The sequence below is a fragment of the Ramlibacter lithotrophicus genome (assembly GCF_012184415.1).
GTDB lineage: Bacteria > Pseudomonadota > Gammaproteobacteria > Burkholderiales > Burkholderiaceae_C > Ramlibacter > Ramlibacter lithotrophicus.
This window is the reverse complement of record NZ_VTOX01000001.1, coordinates 349,970-366,157: the sequence shown is the minus strand read 5'-3', so window position 1 is coordinate 366,157 and position 16,188 is coordinate 349,970. Positions and strand designations below refer to the sequence as shown.

Here is a 16,188-nt window from a genome sequence, read left to right as displayed (position 1 = left end):
CAAAGAAGCAGCCCCGTCCTTGCGCCATCGAGGAATGTACGCGGGAGCACGCGGCGCGGACCGTGCGGTGGTGCCGGAGTGGAAAGCTCGACGGGAAGATCAGGCGCCCAGGGCCGGCGCGGGGAGCGGTGTCACTCAAGCGACACCGTCCGTGGGCCGGACTGCCGGTCACCACTGTTGGCTGGACCGGAATGAAAACGGCGCCCTGGGTGGGCGCCGTCTTCTCGGGGCGGTACGCGCTGCGGGCGCGCCGCGGTCGGGCTCAGGTGGCCGTGGGCGTGGCCTCGACGCGGCGCTGGTGGCGCTTCTTGCCGGCGGCTCGCGCCTCCTCGGACGTGAATTCATGGGCCCGGCCGTTCGCATGGGCCGTACGGCCACCCATGCTCGCGATCTCGCGCACGCGGGTCGGGTCCATGACGGCAAAACCGCGCTTCGCACGCGGCCGTGGGGTTTCGTTCGTGGTCTCGATCATGCTCTTCTCCCGTTGACAACCCAGCACAAGCGCTGGACGTTCGGCAGACTTTACTGCTGCACAGCTTGGCTGTGTTGGCTCAGCCGAAAGAATGGATGTTGTCCTACAGAAGAGTCAGAGCACCCGGGCGTTCCTGCGCGCCCGCTCGGCCAGCGCCCGCAGGGCGCGCAGCCGATCGACGGCGGCCAGGCGCAGGCGCCTGGCCTCCTGGACGCTGACGACGCTGGGCGCCGGGCCGCGGCCGTCGCAGAAGGCGTCCAGCGTCCGGCCCAGGCAGCACTCCGCCCGGGCCGCCGCGTGATCGGCGACTTCCCACTCCTCGAACAGGAGAAAGAACTGGGCCATCTCGTCCATGTCTGCCGGCTATTTGAAGCCGAGGGCTCCCGGCATTGTTTGACGCACGTCAGCATGCCGTCAGCGGCAGGTGCTCACGTGGCCTTGCCTTGCGGCCGCTCCTGCCGGCTCTGACGAAACCGGCTCCGCGCGCCAGCCATAATCCGGGCATCGGCCGCCGGCCGAGGCAACAGGAGCTGCCATGAGGAGTGAAGTGACCGTCACGTTCAAGGACACCGCCCCGCTGCGGATGGACCTCGAGAAGGCCGAGCCCATGAGCGCCGAGGCGGCTCGGGCCTGGCTGGACCGGCAATTCACCGAGATGGGCTGCGAGCCGTTGCGCCCGACCGGCAAGGTGCTCACGGCCGACAAGGTAGTCGTGGTGGCGCAGGCCGCCGGGCCGTCGAAGTTCACGGATGCCGGCTGGGCCGGCGAATTCGCCCGTGCGGCCAGCGCGGCGCTGGGCAAGCCGGTCGTGCACGTGGACGTTCCGGCGCTGAGCATCGGGTACTGAAGCGGCTGCCCGGCTCCGGCGTCCCGCCCAGAGCCAGAAACAGCAAGGGCCACTGCCGCGCGCCTTCGTGTTCGGCCGGAGCGGGCCACGGCCGCGTCAACGGCTTCGTAGATCCGCCCGTCGCCTCTCGTGTTGCGTGCCGCGCGATGTCGACATCGTCGACGGCCCTCTTGCTCACCAGGATCAGCCAGGTGGCATGGCTCCCGCCCGTCAGGCGCCATCTGCCTTACAAGTACGCAATCCCGGTCTGCGCCAGACCTGCCAGGCCAATGTGTTCGGCGTTGTAGTCGGTCTCGGCCGCGTAGACGCCCAAGCCTGCGTTGGTGAAGGTGCCTCCCTCGATCAGCTGGACGAAACTTGCCATGGTGTCCGCATCGGGTGCCACGCCAACGATGTTGGTGTAGAGCAGTTCCACCACCTGCGCACTTCGGACGCCCTGCCCCAGCCTGACATCAAGCGCCAGCTGCATCAACTGCTCGGAGGACAAGCCAGTGTCCGCGAGGCTCAGGCCGATCCCTACGAATGCCTGGTTCTGGAGCATGGGCGCGCCAAAGACAGCCCCCAGAATCCTGGCTACCGTACCTGCATTGCCATCGAGATCCAGCGCCACTTTGGTGTCTGTGAATCGCAGCCGTTCGATGTTGACCAGGGTGTCCGTGCCTTCTCGGGTCGGCCAGCCGATCACTTGAAAGCCAGCGGAGCCGCCGGTCAGGATGGCGCCGAGGCTGTACTGGTCGCGCTGTCCGAGGTAAGCCGCCGTGTCGGTGCCGGCGCCGCCATCCAGGTGGTCCTCGGCCCCCAGTCCGCTCAGCACGTCGTCCCCGGATTGGCCAAATATTTGATCGACCCCCGCTCCCCCACTGAGAGTGTCGGCCGCTTGCGTGCCGATGATTTTCAAGCCCGCTATCGTGGCGAAGTCATAGCTTGTGGTGCCCGCATAGCTGTTGCCCGCCGGGTCCTTGATCGTGCCGGCAGCGAACTCCACCTTGTAACCGGTGCCGTAGCTCAGGTCGGCGCCCGGACTGATCGTCAGGGTGCTGCCCGAGATGCTCAGGTTGGCGCTGGTCGCCGCGTTGTACGTCTCCACCGTGACGCCAGCTGCCGTCTTCAGGATGATGCTGCCCGTGCCGCGCTGGATCGGCTCGCTGAAGGTGACCACCACGTTGCTCTCAACCGTCACGCCGGTTGCCGCGTCGGCGGGGCTGAACGTGATCGCTGCGGGCGCAATCAGATCGGGCGGTGCCGCCGTCGTGAAGTTGTAGTCGGCGGTGCCCGAGTAGCTGTTGCCGGCCAGGTCCTTGATCGAGCCACTGGCGAATTCGACCTTGTAGCTTGTGCTGTACGACAGATCGGCGCTGGGGTTGATCGTCAGCGTACTACCTGAGATGCTCACGTTGGCACTGCTGGCAGCGTCATAGGTGGCGACCACCGTGCCGGCAGCAGTCTTCAGGACAATGCTGCCCGTGCCGCGCTGGATCGCCTCGCTGAACGTCAACACCACGTTCGTACCAATCGCAACGCGCGTGGATTCGTCCGCCGGGTTGAGCGCAACAAGCGTGGGCGCGACGGTGTCGATCAGCGCGACGCGCTTGTCGGAGAATTGCGCGAACTCGACACCGTAGAGCACATCGTTGCCGCTGGCGGTCGACGAGAGGGTGCTGCTGCTGGAGGTGACGACGATCACGTACTCGGAACTCGGCCGGTCGTAGACGGCAACGTCATTGCCGGCCCCACCGCTGATCGTGTCGTTTCCGGCACCACCCTTGATCAGGTTGTCCAGCACATTGCCGGTGAGCGCCAGGCCCGCGGAACCCAGCAGGAAGAGGTTCTCCAGGTTGTCGCCGAGCGTGTACGACATGCTCACGTAGACGGTGTCGGCGCCCTCGTCGGCGTACTCGATCACCTGATCCCCCGGCGTGAGCACGAACTGGTCGTCCCCCGTTCCGCCATAGAAGACGTCTGTGCCGCCGCGCTTCGTGGCGTCCCAGTCGAAGAAATCGTTACCGGCCCCGCCGTAGAGGACGTCGTTGCCAGCGCCGCCATCCAGGTGGTTGGCCACGTCGTTCCCTCGCAGGACGTCGCTGCCGGCGCCGCCGACGGCGTTCTCGATCATGGCGTTGTAAGCGATGCCGAGGTTGTCCGTCCCGTCGTAAGTGGGCGTTGGCGGGGGCGTCGTCCAGTTGTACCCTGCCGTCGAGTCCGAGAGGATGGCGATGCTGGAATAGTGACCCGGCCGCAGGTCGATCGTGGAGCCCCGGGAGAAATTCGCCACCGAGATCGTGTCGTTGCCGCCCGCGTCCCAGATGGTCTTCAGGAACGGCGTCGCCGGATCGAAGGTGTAGACGTCGTCCCCGGTCCTGTGGCCCAGATTGGGGCCGTAGATGTATTGCATCGCCGCGATGTCCAGCACCATCGGCGTTTCGGGCTGCACGTTATAGGACCGCCACGAGACCGAGCCGTTCGCGTTTTGAGTCAGGTCCACGAAGAGGCTGTGCGCCGCGTCGGTGTAGGACATGACGGAGTACTGGCGCGTGTCCAGCGACGCCGCTAGCGTCGGGCTGTCTTCGAAGGTGTGCTTCAGTCCGATCGCATGGCCGATCTCGTGGATCAGCGACATGTAGTTGTACGAGCCGACCGCCCACGACGAGGCGCTGGCGCCGGAGGACAGCGTGCTGATCCAGATGTCTCCGCCGCTCGGCCAGTACGCGTTGGGATAGTAGGCCCAGCCCCAGGGCTCGTTGCCGGTGCTGGTGCTCTCCGTCGCCGAGGTCCAGCCGAAGCGGATGTCTCCCACGCTGCTGCTGGTGTCCGTGACCTCGGAGAAGCTGATGTTGGCCACGTTGGCCCATGCCCGCAAGGCGCCCGTGGCCGCGGCGGGCTGGGTGGCATTCAATCCAAAGCGGTACGCCGCCGTGTTTTCACCAAGCGAGGAATATGTCGCGCCGTCGTAGCCGGAAAATAACGCAGACGAGTTGGTCGTCCACGGAAAACTGAAGGTGAGGCTTGCGCCGGTGCCGACGGCGCCGCCCCACTTCACCTGCGCCAGCAGGGCATCAATCTGGGAATCGGAAGAGAGGCGAACAACGCTGGTGCTGCTGGAGGTGGCTGGCGATGGCATGTGGATCTGCGACACACCCAATGGCTGAGCTTGTCGGTGCCGAACTCTGCCTCGACTTTTATCGCGCGTCCACGTCGGCGATCTGATTGTTGCGTTTCGTCAACCTGCCGTCGCGAGCGCCGCACGGTCCACGGCCGCCCGTTATCGATGCCATGGGCCGAGACACGGCAACCGGTTCTGGCGGAGCGGCCGGGGTTGCGCTGCGGCGGCTCACCGACTTGGCGGCCCGCTGGGCCCGGCTGCGCCGTCCGTCACGGCCGTCCCGCGGCCGTGCCGAGCGAACCCGCGGCGCGGGTTCTGCATCCCGCCTGTTCACCAAAACACAAAGCCCGCCGATGGCGGGCCGGAGAGGGCGGGATTGCGCTGCGGCGGCTCACCGCCTCGGCGGCCCGCTGGGCCCGGCTGCGCCGTCCGTCACGGCCGTCCCGCGGCCGTGCCGAGCGAACCCGCGGCGCGGGTTCTGCATCCCGCCTGTTCACCAAAACACAAAGCCCGCCGATGGCGGGCTTTCTGTTTTGGCGGAGAGGGCGTCTGCCGGAATAGAACTTCAGGAAGTCTTGCAAACTCTCGCGCGCGCTGATTTCCAGAGGAGCGGCGCCGATAATCCCTCTCGCATCCTCTCTTGCACTCTCGCACAATCTACGCTAGATTGTTGGGTATCACGTTGGATACCAAGACATGGCGGAGAAAATTCCAGATACCGAAGTACCAACGAGGAGACTACATGCCTCGCAAGGCTCCTGAACTGTCGGCGCTGCAGGTCGGCCGCCTCAAGACGCCCGGATTGCACGCCGTGGGCGGCGTCTCGGGGCTGCACTTGCAGGTAACGGATAGTGGCGCGCGAACGTGGGTGTTGCGGTTCACCTTCGCCGGTCGCCGGCGGGACATGGGGCTCGGCGGCTTCCCTGATGTGACGCTGGCCACCGCGCGCGACAAGGCACGGGCGGCGCGCACCAAGATCGACGCCGGAATAGACCCGATCGAGGAGCGCAAGGAAGCGCGCAGCGCCCTGCGTGCCACCGCGGCCGCTGCGAAGACCTTCGCCGAATGCGTCATCAGCTACGTCGACGCGAAGTCGGCCGAGTGGCGCAACGACAAGCACCGTCAGCAGTGGAGCAACACCCTTGAGCTGTACGCGAACCCCGTCGTCGGGAAACTGCTGGTGCGCGACGTCACCCTGGCGCATGTGCTCAAAATACTGGAGCCGATCTGGACCACGAAGACGGAGACCGCCTCGCGCGTGCGCGGCCGCATTGAATCCGTGTTGAACTGGGCCACCGTCCGCGGCTATCGTAGCGGCGAGAACCCGGCGCGCTGGCGTGGGCACCTCGACAAGCTCCTGCCGGCACCGACGAAGGTCGCCAAGGTGGAGCATCACGCCGCGCTCGATGTGAAGGAGCTTCCGGGATTCATGGCGGCGCTGCGCGAGCAGAACGGCATGGGCGCCCGCGCACTGGAATTCGCGATCCTGACGGCCGCCCGCTCCGGTGAGGTGCGCGGCGCGACCTGGCCAGAGCTCGACCTCGAGGACGGCGTCTGGACCATTCCAGGCGAGCGCATGAAGGCCGGCAAGGAGCACCGCGTGCCCCTGTCGCCGGCCGCGCTCAAGTTGCTGCGCGCCCTGCCCCGCATCGAAGGCTCGGAACTCGTTTTCCCATCGCCGACTGGCAAGACCCTGAGCGATATGACCCTCACGGCCGTGATGCGCCGCATGAAGGTGGATGCGGTCCCGCACGGGTTTCGCTCGACGTTCCGCGACTGGGCGTCCGAGTTCACAAACCACCCGCGCGACGTGGCCGAGATGGCCCTCGCGCACGCGATCGGCGACAAGGTTGAAGCGGCATACCGTCGCGGCGAGCTGATGGACAAGCGCCGCCGGATGATGAACGACTGGGCGCGGTTCTGCGCCGCGCCGCACACGAAGGGCGCAGCGGTCGTTCCGATCAAGGGGAGAAAACACGCCGCCTGAGGCACCAGGCAACCGGGCCGCGCGGCGCAGCGGCAAAGCGAGGGGGAAGGCGTGCGGCACACGCGATCCCCCTCTGACCACAACGTGCAACCCTGAAAGGAACCGCACATCATGGCTACCACAAGCATAGCCCAGGCCTGCGAGGCTCATCGAGAGCTGATCACGAAGCTCAACCAGCTCGAGGCCTTTCTCCTGATGACGTTCGGCCCCGGCCGCGAGGCGTTTACCCAGATGGCCCCCGCGTCGCAGGACGACTACTTGGCGGCCTGCACTGACACCGTACAGGCCTCCCGAGAGCTCGCCCAAGCGATTGGGGGCGCCCTGCAAGAGAGCTTCATCGCGGAGTTCGGCCATGGCTGAACAACAGCGCAACCCGACTGAAGCTGACGACGAAGTCACCATCTTGATCACGCCCACCATCGAGCGTGATTACCGCAGGCGAAATGTGTTTGAGGAAATGTGGAGCGAGCGAGCCGACAAGGTCATGCCTGGCGGCGCTTTCGTGCACAGGGGCGTCTGCGTCGAGTTCGCGGAGGAGATCCTCGAGGATGCCAGAGAGCAAAGGTTTACGTCAGACGGCCCGCGCGGCAATCGCGCCGCGTACACGGCCCTCGTGAGGCAGATCACGGGGGAGCTGCGGCGGTTCCATGAGTCGCAAACGCTCCCTGATCCGGGGCGGGATGCGATGCTGACGGCAGCACCGCCCAGTCCGGCCCGCTTCAAGGTCGGTGACGCCGCGGCAATCTGGGCGCCCGGCGAGGACTATCACCTCCAGTTGGTGGAGATCGTCGACGAATATCGGTTGAGGAGGGTCACCACCTCGTGCGGCGAGTACATGGACCAGCACGGTAAGCGGGTGACGTACTTCCACGGGTACCTCGCAAAAGCGCCGGGCGACAGGGCCTACGTCTTTCCGCTCCACCAGTTGCGCGATCCGGACCAGAACGTGCGGCACCTCCGCAGGATCCAATGACGCCGGCCAAGAAACCAGCCGGGGCGAAGGCCCTCGGCCGACGGGCGCTGCCGCTGCGGAAGCCGGCCTTTCTCGGTGACGCTGGCGGGTGGGAGGATCCCGAGTTCCTGCCGGCTTCCCTGCGCCTGCAGCTGCTTCCCGTGATCCTGGAGCGGCAGCGGCACACCCCGCAGGAAGCTGACGATTTCCTCGCTGCCTGCGGGAGGATCGCGCAAGTTGTCATGGAGGGTCGGCGCCGCCTGACGTTCGCGCACGAGCGTGAGCAGGTCGAGGCAGTCGTCGTCGCGGCCGGAGATCTGCTGAAGGCGATGCAACGGCTGGGCGGTGACGCCGTCGAGGGGATCGAGGCGCACACGATTCATCCGACGGGGCTGCTGTCCCGCACTTGGGATTGGGTTGAGGTGCTCGAAGCGGCTACCCGCGACGCCGTTGAGTCGATTCCCGCTGACACCAGGTCGAAGCCCGATGCGCTGACGGCAGCGGAGCTCACACGACTTGTGGTGCAGGCGTACTGGCGCCGCTTCGGCACGCTGCCGCCGATAAGCCAGGACGGTTGGTTCGTCGCGTTCATGCAGCGGCTCGGCGCGCACTTCGGCCTGCAAACTGGGGCGCGCCCCGTTCGCGATGCGATCGACCGCGCCCGCGCCAGCGCCAATGCATTACGCAGTCGCACAGACTTTCGTGAATAGCGTAATGGCGTAAATCGCTGAGCTTGCGTCCAATTGGCCCCATACCGCTTGTCGCGGGGCAGCATGGGACGCAGCATGAATACTCAAGAAACGAACTCGGTGAGGCCGCGCCAGGCTGCGCAGTTCCTTGGTATCGGCGAATCAACCCTGTGGCGCTGGGCCAAAGAGCGCGCCGACTTTCCCCCTCCGATCAAGCTGGGGCCGCGCACCACCGTGTGGAAGATCGCCTCGCTCGCGGCATTCAGGGATGCGCAGGCGGGCGCCGCCTCCTCCGCCGCCGGCCATCCGCGCTGAAGGTTCGCAGTGACGCAGCAGCGTGCTCAAGGGCCGGGGGCGATGTTCCGCGGGAGGCATCCCGGGGGGCGGGGGTGGGTCAGATCCTTCACGCCGGCGTCCGGAAACCGAGCCCCTAGCTTGAGTTTTATGGAAAAGAAAAACTACCCCGGGGGGGTTGAAGGCAGGAGGCAGCAAGGCGAAGCGGGAGCGCCCTCCTCCCTTGCGCAGATGGCGGAGTGGGTGCAGCGGCCGCGCGCTGCGCTGTTGCGGAGGTCGGGGTGAGCCGCAAGGCCACTACCCTGATCCCGAAGCGAGAGGTTCTTCGCAGGTGCAAGCTCGCGCCGGGCACGCTGGCCGCGCTCGTCACGGCGGGCGCGTTCCCTGCCCCGATCGCGGACGGCCGCTGGCATCCCGCCGACGTTCACGCCTGGCTGCAGGACGTCCAGCGCCGCGCACCGGACGACTCCACATGCGAACGCGGGAGCGGTCCGGAGCTGTTCGCGAACGCGCTGCGCGAGCACGCCGCCGGCTTCGCGATTCTCGGCGCCTCGATGTTGATGGAAGCGATCAGCGCCTCAGCGTGCGCCGGCTCTGCGCGCCGCGTCCAGAGTTCACGCGGGGCCGCCTCTGCCGGCTTCGCACATCCGCCGCACCGCGGCACCAATCCCGAAAGAGAGGGGCTCAATGGCCACTATCGACGCCGCCGGGCGGGTGCGCGCGCCCACCTTCGCGCGGGCGCGAAACGGGCACTCCGTGCTGCACCAGGCGCGGTCCGGCCCATGGAGGGTAGCCGCGTGAACTACTTCGAGTTTCACATCGGCGACTACTCGGAGGCAACGGCGCACCTGTCTTTCGTCGAGGACGCGGCCCTCGGCCGCCTGATCCGCAAGGTGTACAAGACGGAGGCGGCGCTACCGCTCGAGCTGAAGGAGGTTCAGCGGCTGGTCGGAGCAAGGACGCGCGAAGAGCGCGAGGCCGTCCAGACCGTGCTGCAAGAGTTCTTTGAAAAGCGCGAGGACGGCTGGCACCAGACGCGCTGCGACGCGGAGATTGCGCGCTTCCATTCCAAGCAGAGCAAGGCTCGGTCGAGCGCAAATGCGCGGTGGCACGGCGGCGACAAGAAAGCGTTGCCTGCGCACGCGTCGGAAGCATCCTCCTCGATGCGGTCGCATGTTCCGGAGGATGCGACCGCATCAGCGGAGCATGGCAAATGTAATGCTCTCCAGACTCCAGACTCCAGACTCCAAGAACCACACACACTGCCAGCGCACGACGCCGTTGTGTGTGTTGATGCGCAAGCCGTGAAGGCAATGCGGGAGGCCGGCCTGCAGGATGCGGTGGTCGGCAACCCGAGCGTGATTGCGCTCCTGCAGAAAGGCGTGGCCGTTGAGCAGTTCGCGGGCGCGGCTCGCATCGCGGCAGGCGTCGCCAAGGGCGTCCCTTACGCCATCGGCGTGCTGCGCCAGCAGCTGCGGGAGGCGGAGGCGATTGCGCGGCTGCCCGACGCAGCCACGAAGGCATGGGACGCCGGGCGGACCAGCATCGAGGCGAAGGGAGTCGAGCTCGGGCTCGGCAAGTGGGACCAGGCGGCATGGCCAGCGCACGGCGGCGAAAGCTTCGCCCAGTACACCGACCGAGTTCGCGAGGCCCTTCGTCGGCAAGAGGTCGCCGCCACATGACGAGCGCCGCGGCTCAGCGAGTGGCCTCGCATGTTCCACGTGAAGAAGCCCAGGGGGAGGGGTGGGTCAATTCCTTGGGACCCCACACCGGAAACCGAGCCCCTAGTCATTTTTTTGCGCGCGCGAGTTTCGGAGGGGGGGGGTCAACTTCTGCGACTCACTCCGACCCGGCGCGGCGAGCCTTATCCAGTGTTCCCGCGGAGTCGCCATGGCCGGCGGCTTCGCACATCCGCCGCACTGCGGCATCAACCTCGAAAGAGAGAGCCACCATGAACCAAGCCACCACCGTCGACACTCGCCTGGAGCGCGACCCGCGTTACTCGGCCGCCTGGAATCGGTACACCGAGCTGCAGCTGCAGCTGCGCGAGGCCGAAAGGCAGCGGCAGGAGATCCAGCAGCAGATGGGCAACACGGGATCGGACACGCGCAATGCAATTCGCGCCGAAGCGAATGCGCTGCTCTCGGAGTCCGCCGCGGCCGGCATCGCCAAGCGCGATGAGGTCGCGCGCAGCCTCGGCGAGGTGACGCACCGCATTGCTGTCCTGCGCGAGGCCGTTGGCCTGCAGAAGCAAGTGGTCGAAGGCCTGCGCGCCGAGGTGAGCCTGGCGATCTGCGCCGATCTGCTGCCGACTCATCAGGCGCACGTGCGGGCCGTGGCCCTGGCCGCCATCGGCCTGGCCGACCACGTCCGCACTGAGTGGGAACTGCGGGACCGGCTGGCACAGAACGGAGTACTCGGCGGCCACCTGCGCCCGATGCCCCTTCGGGGCTTCAACCTCACGGAGCCGAACAGCACCATTTCGCAGTTCCTGCTCGAGGCGGCGCGTTACGGGTTTATCGAGGCCGCGGAGCTGCCCGAGCACGTGCGGAAGTGGATCCCGCCCGCACCGCAGCAGGTCCCTGCTGTGAAGCCCGCCAAGAGGGCCGCCAAAGAGGGCTGGCTGAACGCCGCCTGACTCGACCCACACCACCACCCAACTGAGAACGCACCATGGCTACTGAATACGCCAAGAATCCCCACCGCGGCCAACGAGACATCGAGGATGTTGCGGCCTTCCGTCAGCACCTGAAACGCAAGGGCCTGCGCAATCTGGCCGAGTGGGAAGCGGCCAGGCGCGCGACGAGTCCGCGCGCCGGTCGCCCGATCCGGCCGCCGAGCACGAGCACCTCACGCTCCAAGCGCGCTACGTGACGCTCAAGGCGAAGCGCTGATGAGGGCGAAGCTCACACTCCTCGCACGCCTGGTCGACCTGCGGGACCTGCTCGCCTTCGGCGGGCTGGCCATGATCGGCTACGGCCTGGCGCTCGTCTACGTCCCGCTGGCATGGGTCGCTGTCGGCGCCGTGCTGTTCTGGCTCGGCGCGGGATCGGTGACGCTCCCGCCGCCGACACGCTGATGTATGCAAATCCCGGCCGCAAGGCGAGGCACCTCGGGACCGCTGCGGGGGCGGCGGGCACGGTGCCACCTTTTTTGCCCGGCCGCAAGGCGAGGCACCTCGGGACCGCTGCGCCGGGGCAGCGGGCACGGTGCCACCTCTTTATTGGACTTGCTTTCAATCTCAAGGATTGTCATGACTTCGACGCGTGTTGACTTGGGGGGCTTGCCCCTCACCTCCGCAGAGGCGCGCAGCGCCTTGCCTGTGCGTGGCCAGACGATGCGGAGGGCAGCATGAAGACCCTCACCTCTGACGTGACCAACGCGCTCGCCGGCGGGCTGGTGCCCATGGCGCTGCTCGTCAAGATGGAATTTGCCAGCGGCACCATCGCGCGCAACAGCGGCAACCTCGCCCTGACCTGGGGCGGTACTACCTACGCCGCCGGCGGGCTGGGCAGCATCAGCCAAGTCGACAACTCGCCCGGCGAGATCAAGGGCCTTTCCTTCGAGATCAGTGGTGTAGCCGCCTCCGACGTTTCGCTGGCGCTGGACGGCGCCGATGAGTGGCAGGGCACGCCGGTCACGATCTACGTCGCGCTGCTGGACCCGACCACTTACGCCGTCATCGACGCCGACGTCGTCTGGTCCGGGCTGGGCGACACCCTGACCATCCAGGAGGACGGCGAAACCTGCTCTGTTGCGGCCACCGCCGAGAGCACCGCCGTCGACCTCCTGCGCGGCGTGCCCGTGACCTACACCCACGCGGATCAGCAGGTGTTCTACCCAGGCGACCTGGCGTTCCAGTTCGTGAACGATCAGTCCGACAAGCAAATCATCTGGCCTTCGCGGGAGTGGTTCCTGCGATGAAACGCCTGCACGATTGGCAACTGCGCCTGGCGGAGTTCGCCCGCGAGCGGCAAGACATGCCGTTCGCCTGGGGCGTGAACGACTGCTTTCTCTTCAGCGCCGACGCTGTCATGGCCGTCACCGGATACGACATGGCGGCTGGCCTGCGCGGCACCTACAGCGACGAGCGGCAAGCCGGCCGGATCCTGCGTGAACGTGGCGGGCTGGCGGCGTTGGTGGATTCACAGCTTGGCGAGCGCGTGCCGCCACTCATGGCAAATGTGGGCGACATCGTGCTGCTCGACATGGGCAACCATCCCGCCGTGGGCGTGTGCAACGGCACCAGCCTGCTGGGCCCGGGCGCCGGCGGCATGGTGGCTTGCGGTATGGGCTTCGCGAAGGCGGCCTGGAGGGTAGGGTAATGCCCGTATTCATCTCCGCCATCGGCTACGCGCTCACGGCCAAGGTCGCCGTGTCCTCGCTCGCCTACGCCATCGGCGCGTTTCTGGTCGACTACGCCGCAACGATCTGGGCGGGCGGCATGCTCCTGGGCAGCGCCGCGATGTCCCAGTCGCAGGCCCGCAAGGCCCAGCGCAAGCAGCGCGAGGCCTACAACGCCAGCCAGGTGGACCGCATGCACAACGTGGTGACCACCATCGGCCAGCGCGACCTGGTCATGGGCCGCGTGCGCAAGGCCGGCACGGTGTTCGCCCGGGCGTCGACCGGGGCCACCAAGGAAAAGTTCTGCCTGGCCATCGCGCTGGCCGGCCATGAGATCGACGGCGTCGAGACGGTCTACTTCAACGACCAGGCCGTGACGCTGGACGGCTCCGGCAACGTCACCAGCGAGCCGTACATGCTCACCCGCAAGGGCACGGCCATCGAGCCGTTCGCCGCCGGGCCCACCGTCACGCTGGGCCACACGCCGGTCGCCGACACGATCTCGGCCACCTACACCACCGGCACCGGGCAGGACGCGGTGACCACGCAGCTGCAGGTGTCCGTCGTCGGCACCACGGCCACGATCACCACGGACGGCAGCACCCCGTACACCGGCGACGGCTCGATCACCTACCAGTACGAGGACCAGGTCAGCAAGGCCCAGGTTCGCATCTACCTGGGCACGGCAGACCAGACGGCCGACGCCGACCTGCAGGCGCTGTTCCCCGGTGACTGGACGGCCGACCACCGGGCCCGGGGCGTGGCCTACCTGGTGTGCGAGTTCGATTACGACGAGACCGCATTCCCGTCCGGCCTGCCGTCCGTGTCGGCGCTGATCCGCGGCGCCAAGCTGTACGACCCGCGCGACGCCAGCACCGCCTTCAGCGAGAACCCGGCGTTGATGGTGCGGCATCTGCTGACGCACCCCAGCTTCGGCAAGCGCACCAGCATCACGGCCGCGGAGGATGCCCGCATCGCAGCGGCGGCGAACGCCTGCGACATCTCCACCGGCTACGTCGTCAGCGGCGTCACCGACACCCGCGAGCTGTTCACGGCCGGCTATGTCCTCCCCTACGGCGCGCCGGCCAAGGACGCGCTCGACGACCTCTGCCAGGCCATGGGCGGCATGTGGGCGTACGCCGGCGGCCAGTTCTACCTGCGGGCCGGCGTGCACACCGCGTCCGTGATGACGCTCACCGAGGCCGACCTGGCGGTGGTGCGGCGCGGCTCGGACGGCAGCGAGCAGCAGAGCCCCATCGTGATCGGCGCCCACAAGGCGCGGGCCGACAAGGTCAACGTCATCACGCCGCGCATCTGGGACGGCGCGCAGGGGTACAAGCAGGTGGCGCTGACGCCACTGGCGCCGGCCGCGCTGATCGCGCGCGACGGCGCCTGGCTGGCGCAGGAAGTGGACATGCCGGCGGTGACCTACTCGCCGCAGGCGCTGCACGTTGCCGGCATCATCATCCGGGACGACCGCGACAGCCTGCGCGTGACGCTGCCATTCAAGCTGCGCGCCTACCCCATCGAGCTCTTCGACACAGTCGCCTTGACGCTGGCCCGCTACGGGTGGAGCGCCAAGGAATTCATCGTGCTGGGCTACACCTGGACGCACGACGGCAGCATCCAGCTCACGCTGAAGGAAACCGCCGCGGCGATCTACCAGCTCGACGCCGCGTTCGATCCGCAGGGCTACGCCGCGAACACCAACTTGCCCAGCCCCTGGGACATCGATCCGCCGGCCAACATCGCCGTCACCAGCGGCACGGCGGATCTGCTGCGCCAGGGGGACGGCACCATCGTGCCGCGCGTCAAGGTGGCGTGGGACGCGATCACGGACCAGAGCCTGCTGTTCGGCGGCCAGGTGGAGGTGCGCTACCGGCTGGCCACCGAGGCGGGCTGGCACACCGTCAGCGTGCCGGCGGCCGAGACCTACGTCTACCTGCTGGGCGCGAAGGAAGGTGACGTCGGCTACTGCCAGCTGCGCACCAGGAACAGCATCGCGGTGTCGGACTGGTCGCTGCAGATCACACACCAGGTGGCGGGGAAGAGTGACGCGCCGGGCGACGTGACCAGCCTCGCGGCGACCGGCATCGAGCACGGCATCAGGATCAGCGGCATCCTGCCGAGCGACCCGGATCTGGCGTATGCCGAGGTCTGGATGGGACCGGACAGCAACATCGCGAACGCGAGCCGCATCACCTGGGGGCTGGCCAGCAGCTACGACCAGCTCGGGCTGGCGGCGAGCGATGGCACGAAATACTTCTGGGTGCGCTGCGTCGACACCAGCGGCAACTTGGGCGACTTCGTCGGGCCGGTGAGCGCTGTGGCCGGCATCACGGCGACGCCGGGGTCCGTGACGGGGTTGTCGGCCACGGCCATCATCGGCGGCATCAGGGTGAGCGGCACGCTACCGGCCGAAGACGATCTCGCCTACGTCGAGCTCTGGATGGGCACGACGAACGTGCTCGGCGCCGCGAGCCGGATCACCTGGGGGCTGGCCAGCAGCTATGACCAGCTCGGGCTACTCCCCACCGATGGCGCGCGGTACTTCTGGGCGCGGTGCGTCAACACGAGCGGCACGGCCGGCGCGTATGTCGGGCCGGTGAGTGCGACGGCCGGGCAGGCGAGCAGCGCGCAGATCGCGGCGCTGGCGTGGAACAAGGTGACGGACAGCGGCGGCAGGCCTGCGGACTATGCCGACGTGACGTCTTCGATCCTCGCGAGCAGCGGCACCAGCATCGTGATGAGCAACGCCAACCTGTTCAAGAGCAGCAGCGGTGTGGGCGGTGTTTTCATCGGGGCGGGCGGACTCACTGGCAAGAACAGCAGTGGCACCTCGACGTTCACGATCGACGGCAGCACCGGCAACGCCACGCTAAGCGGGAACCTCGCCGTCACAGGCTCTGCGATCATCAATGGCTCGAACTTCGACGGCTCTGTGTACCAAGCACTTAGGGTGAACACGCTGCGCGCTACGGCTGGCGGCGTTGAAGCTGGCACCAGCGCCGCACGAGGTTCTGGCGGTATCGCGTTGGGCGGTTACGCGAGCGCCGGAGGCGACGGCGTGTTTGGGTCCACCACTGGCGGCAGTGGCTACGGCGTGGAGGGCGTTGCAGTGGCGGCGAGCGGCGCGGGTGTTCTCGCGTATGGATCCGGCGGTGCTTATGGGTTGAGCGTCAGCGGTCCGATGTACACGGACAACACGACGGTCGTAGGGAACCTCAACGCGAAATATTTCGACGGCAACGTTGCAACTGCATTTGCTGCGGCGACCCACAACCACACTGGCGTCTACCTGCCCGCGGGCGGGACTGCCGCCAGTGCAGTTCAGATCAGCAACTCCGGACACACGTACACGTTCAGCGGTGGATCGGCATCCGGGGCTGCCACCGCCACGTTTTCGAGCGCCAACAAGCCCGGCACTTCAACGGCCAATATCTGGCTCGCCATGGTCATTGACGGCACCACGTACGACATCGCCGCCTGGCCGCGGTAATTTT

At 67.3% G+C, this 16,188-nt stretch carries 15 protein-coding genes; 12 read left to right on the top strand and 3 right to left on the bottom strand.

Going from position 1 to position 16,188, the window contains the following annotated elements; translation table 11 throughout:
* Nucleotides 1-262: 262 nt before the first annotated feature.
* Nucleotides 263-472 (bottom strand): KGG domain-containing protein, encoded by a 210-nt coding sequence (locus tag RAMLITH_RS01770; RefSeq protein ID WP_168105609.1) that lies wholly within the window; start codon nt 470-472, stop codon nt 263-265.
* 114 nt (nt 473-586) lie between these two features.
* On the bottom strand, nt 587-826 hold the full coding sequence (locus RAMLITH_RS01765; RefSeq protein WP_168105608.1) for a hypothetical protein: 240 nt from the start codon (nt 824-826) through the stop codon (nt 587-589).
* A 181-nt stretch (nt 827-1,007) separates the two neighbouring features.
* Between RAMLITH_RS01765 and RAMLITH_RS01760 the strand changes: the two genes are divergently transcribed.
* On the top strand, nt 1,008-1,319 hold the full coding sequence (locus RAMLITH_RS01760; RefSeq protein ID WP_168105607.1) for a hypothetical protein: 312 nt from the start codon (nt 1,008-1,010) through the stop codon (nt 1,317-1,319).
* A 226-nt stretch (nt 1,320-1,545) separates the two neighbouring features.
* Here the strand turns inward: RAMLITH_RS01760 and RAMLITH_RS01755 are convergent, their stop codons facing one another.
* Entirely contained in the window at nt 1,546-4,452 is a 2,907-nt protein-coding gene (locus tag RAMLITH_RS01755; RefSeq protein WP_168105606.1) for an Ig-like domain-containing protein, read from the bottom strand.
* Nucleotides 4,453-5,161: 709 nt separating this feature from the next.
* Between RAMLITH_RS01755 and RAMLITH_RS01750 the strand changes: the two genes are divergently transcribed.
* The 11 genes from RAMLITH_RS01750 (at nt 5,162) to RAMLITH_RS01700 (ending at nt 16,184) form a co-directional block, all read left to right on the top strand.
* On the top strand, nt 5,162-6,406 hold the full coding sequence (locus tag RAMLITH_RS01750) for a tyrosine-type recombinase/integrase (RefSeq protein ID WP_168105605.1): 1,245 nt from the start codon (nt 5,162-5,164) through the stop codon (nt 6,404-6,406).
* A gap of 111 nt (nt 6,407-6,517) precedes the next feature.
* Nucleotides 6,518-6,766: a hypothetical protein gene (locus tag RAMLITH_RS01745; RefSeq protein WP_168105604.1), complete on the top strand. Its 249-nt coding sequence runs from the start codon at nt 6,518-6,520 to the stop codon at nt 6,764-6,766.
* Complete coding sequence (locus tag RAMLITH_RS01740; protein WP_168105603.1) at nt 6,759-7,379, top strand: hypothetical protein; 621 nt, start codon at nt 6,759-6,761, stop codon at nt 7,377-7,379. The genes RAMLITH_RS01745 and RAMLITH_RS01740 overlap by 8 nt, the downstream gene beginning before the upstream one ends.
* On the top strand, nt 7,376-8,068 hold the full coding sequence (locus tag RAMLITH_RS01735) for a hypothetical protein (protein ID WP_168105602.1): 693 nt from the start codon (nt 7,376-7,378) through the stop codon (nt 8,066-8,068). Before RAMLITH_RS01740 ends, RAMLITH_RS01735 begins: the two co-directional genes overlap by 4 nt.
* A 63-nt stretch (nt 8,069-8,131) precedes the next feature.
* On the top strand, nt 8,132-8,362 hold the full coding sequence (locus RAMLITH_RS01730; RefSeq protein ID WP_238343975.1) for a helix-turn-helix transcriptional regulator: 231 nt from the start codon (nt 8,132-8,134) through the stop codon (nt 8,360-8,362).
* Nucleotides 8,363-8,622: 260 nt separating this feature from the next.
* Nucleotides 8,623-10,023, top strand: coding sequence for a DUF1376 domain-containing protein (locus tag RAMLITH_RS26175; protein ID WP_168105601.1), 1,401 nt, complete (start codon nt 8,623-8,625; stop codon nt 10,021-10,023).
* 269 nt (nt 10,024-10,292) lie between these two features.
* Entirely contained in the window at nt 10,293-10,979 is a 687-nt protein-coding gene (locus tag RAMLITH_RS01720) for a hypothetical protein (protein WP_168105600.1), read from the top strand.
* Nucleotides 10,980-11,234: 255 nt separating this feature from the next.
* On the top strand, nt 11,235-11,420 hold the full coding sequence (locus tag RAMLITH_RS01715) for a hypothetical protein (RefSeq protein ID WP_168105599.1): 186 nt from the start codon (nt 11,235-11,237) through the stop codon (nt 11,418-11,420).
* A gap of 272 nt (nt 11,421-11,692) precedes the next feature.
* The gene (locus RAMLITH_RS01710; protein WP_168105598.1) at nt 11,693-12,265 is read left to right on the top strand and encodes a DUF2163 domain-containing protein; all 573 of its coding nucleotides are present in this window, start codon (nt 11,693-11,695) and stop codon (nt 12,263-12,265) included.
* Nucleotides 12,262-12,666, top strand: a complete 405-nt coding sequence (locus RAMLITH_RS01705; RefSeq protein ID WP_168105597.1) for a DUF6950 family protein — start codon at nt 12,262-12,264, stop codon at nt 12,664-12,666. Before RAMLITH_RS01710 ends, RAMLITH_RS01705 begins: the two co-directional genes overlap by 4 nt.
* Nucleotides 12,666-16,184 carry a phage tail protein gene (locus RAMLITH_RS01700; RefSeq protein WP_168105596.1) on the top strand — a complete coding sequence of 1,173 codons (3,519 nt, stop codon included), beginning with the start codon at nt 12,666-12,668 and terminating at the stop codon, nt 16,182-16,184. The genes RAMLITH_RS01705 and RAMLITH_RS01700 overlap by 1 nt, the downstream gene beginning before the upstream one ends.
* Nucleotides 16,185-16,188 lie beyond the last annotated feature (4 nt).

Bases quoted from the DNA above. Each gene is read 5' to 3' on its own strand.
- RAMLITH_RS01735 (WP_168105602.1), top strand. From the start codon at position 7,376: ATGACGCCGGCCAAGAAACCAGCCGGGGCGAAGGCCCTCGGCCGACGG.
- RAMLITH_RS01730 (WP_238343975.1), top strand. From the start codon at position 8,132: ATGGGACGCAGCATGAATACTCAAGAAACGAACTCGGTGAGGCCGCGC.
- RAMLITH_RS01700 (WP_168105596.1), top strand. From the start codon at position 12,666: ATGCCCGTATTCATCTCCGCCATCGGCTACGCGCTCACGGCCAAGGTC.
- RAMLITH_RS01760 (WP_168105607.1), top strand. From the start codon at position 1,008: ATGAGGAGTGAAGTGACCGTCACGTTCAAGGACACCGCCCCGCTGCGG.
- RAMLITH_RS01765 (WP_168105608.1), bottom strand. From the start codon at position 826: ATGGACGAGATGGCCCAGTTCTTTCTCCTGTTCGAGGAGTGGGAAGTC.
- RAMLITH_RS01750 (WP_168105605.1), top strand. From the start codon at position 5,162: ATGCCTCGCAAGGCTCCTGAACTGTCGGCGCTGCAGGTCGGCCGCCTC.
- RAMLITH_RS01745 (WP_168105604.1), top strand. From the start codon at position 6,518: ATGGCTACCACAAGCATAGCCCAGGCCTGCGAGGCTCATCGAGAGCTG.
- RAMLITH_RS01720 (WP_168105600.1), top strand. From the start codon at position 10,293: ATGAACCAAGCCACCACCGTCGACACTCGCCTGGAGCGCGACCCGCGT.
- RAMLITH_RS01740 (WP_168105603.1), top strand. From the start codon at position 6,759: ATGGCTGAACAACAGCGCAACCCGACTGAAGCTGACGACGAAGTCACC.
- RAMLITH_RS01705 (WP_168105597.1), top strand. From the start codon at position 12,262: ATGAAACGCCTGCACGATTGGCAACTGCGCCTGGCGGAGTTCGCCCGC.
- RAMLITH_RS01710 (WP_168105598.1), top strand. From the start codon at position 11,693: ATGAAGACCCTCACCTCTGACGTGACCAACGCGCTCGCCGGCGGGCTG.
- RAMLITH_RS01715 (WP_168105599.1), top strand. From the start codon at position 11,235: ATGAGGGCGAAGCTCACACTCCTCGCACGCCTGGTCGACCTGCGGGAC.
- RAMLITH_RS01770 (WP_168105609.1), bottom strand. From the start codon at position 472: ATGATCGAGACCACGAACGAAACCCCACGGCCGCGTGCGAAGCGCGGT.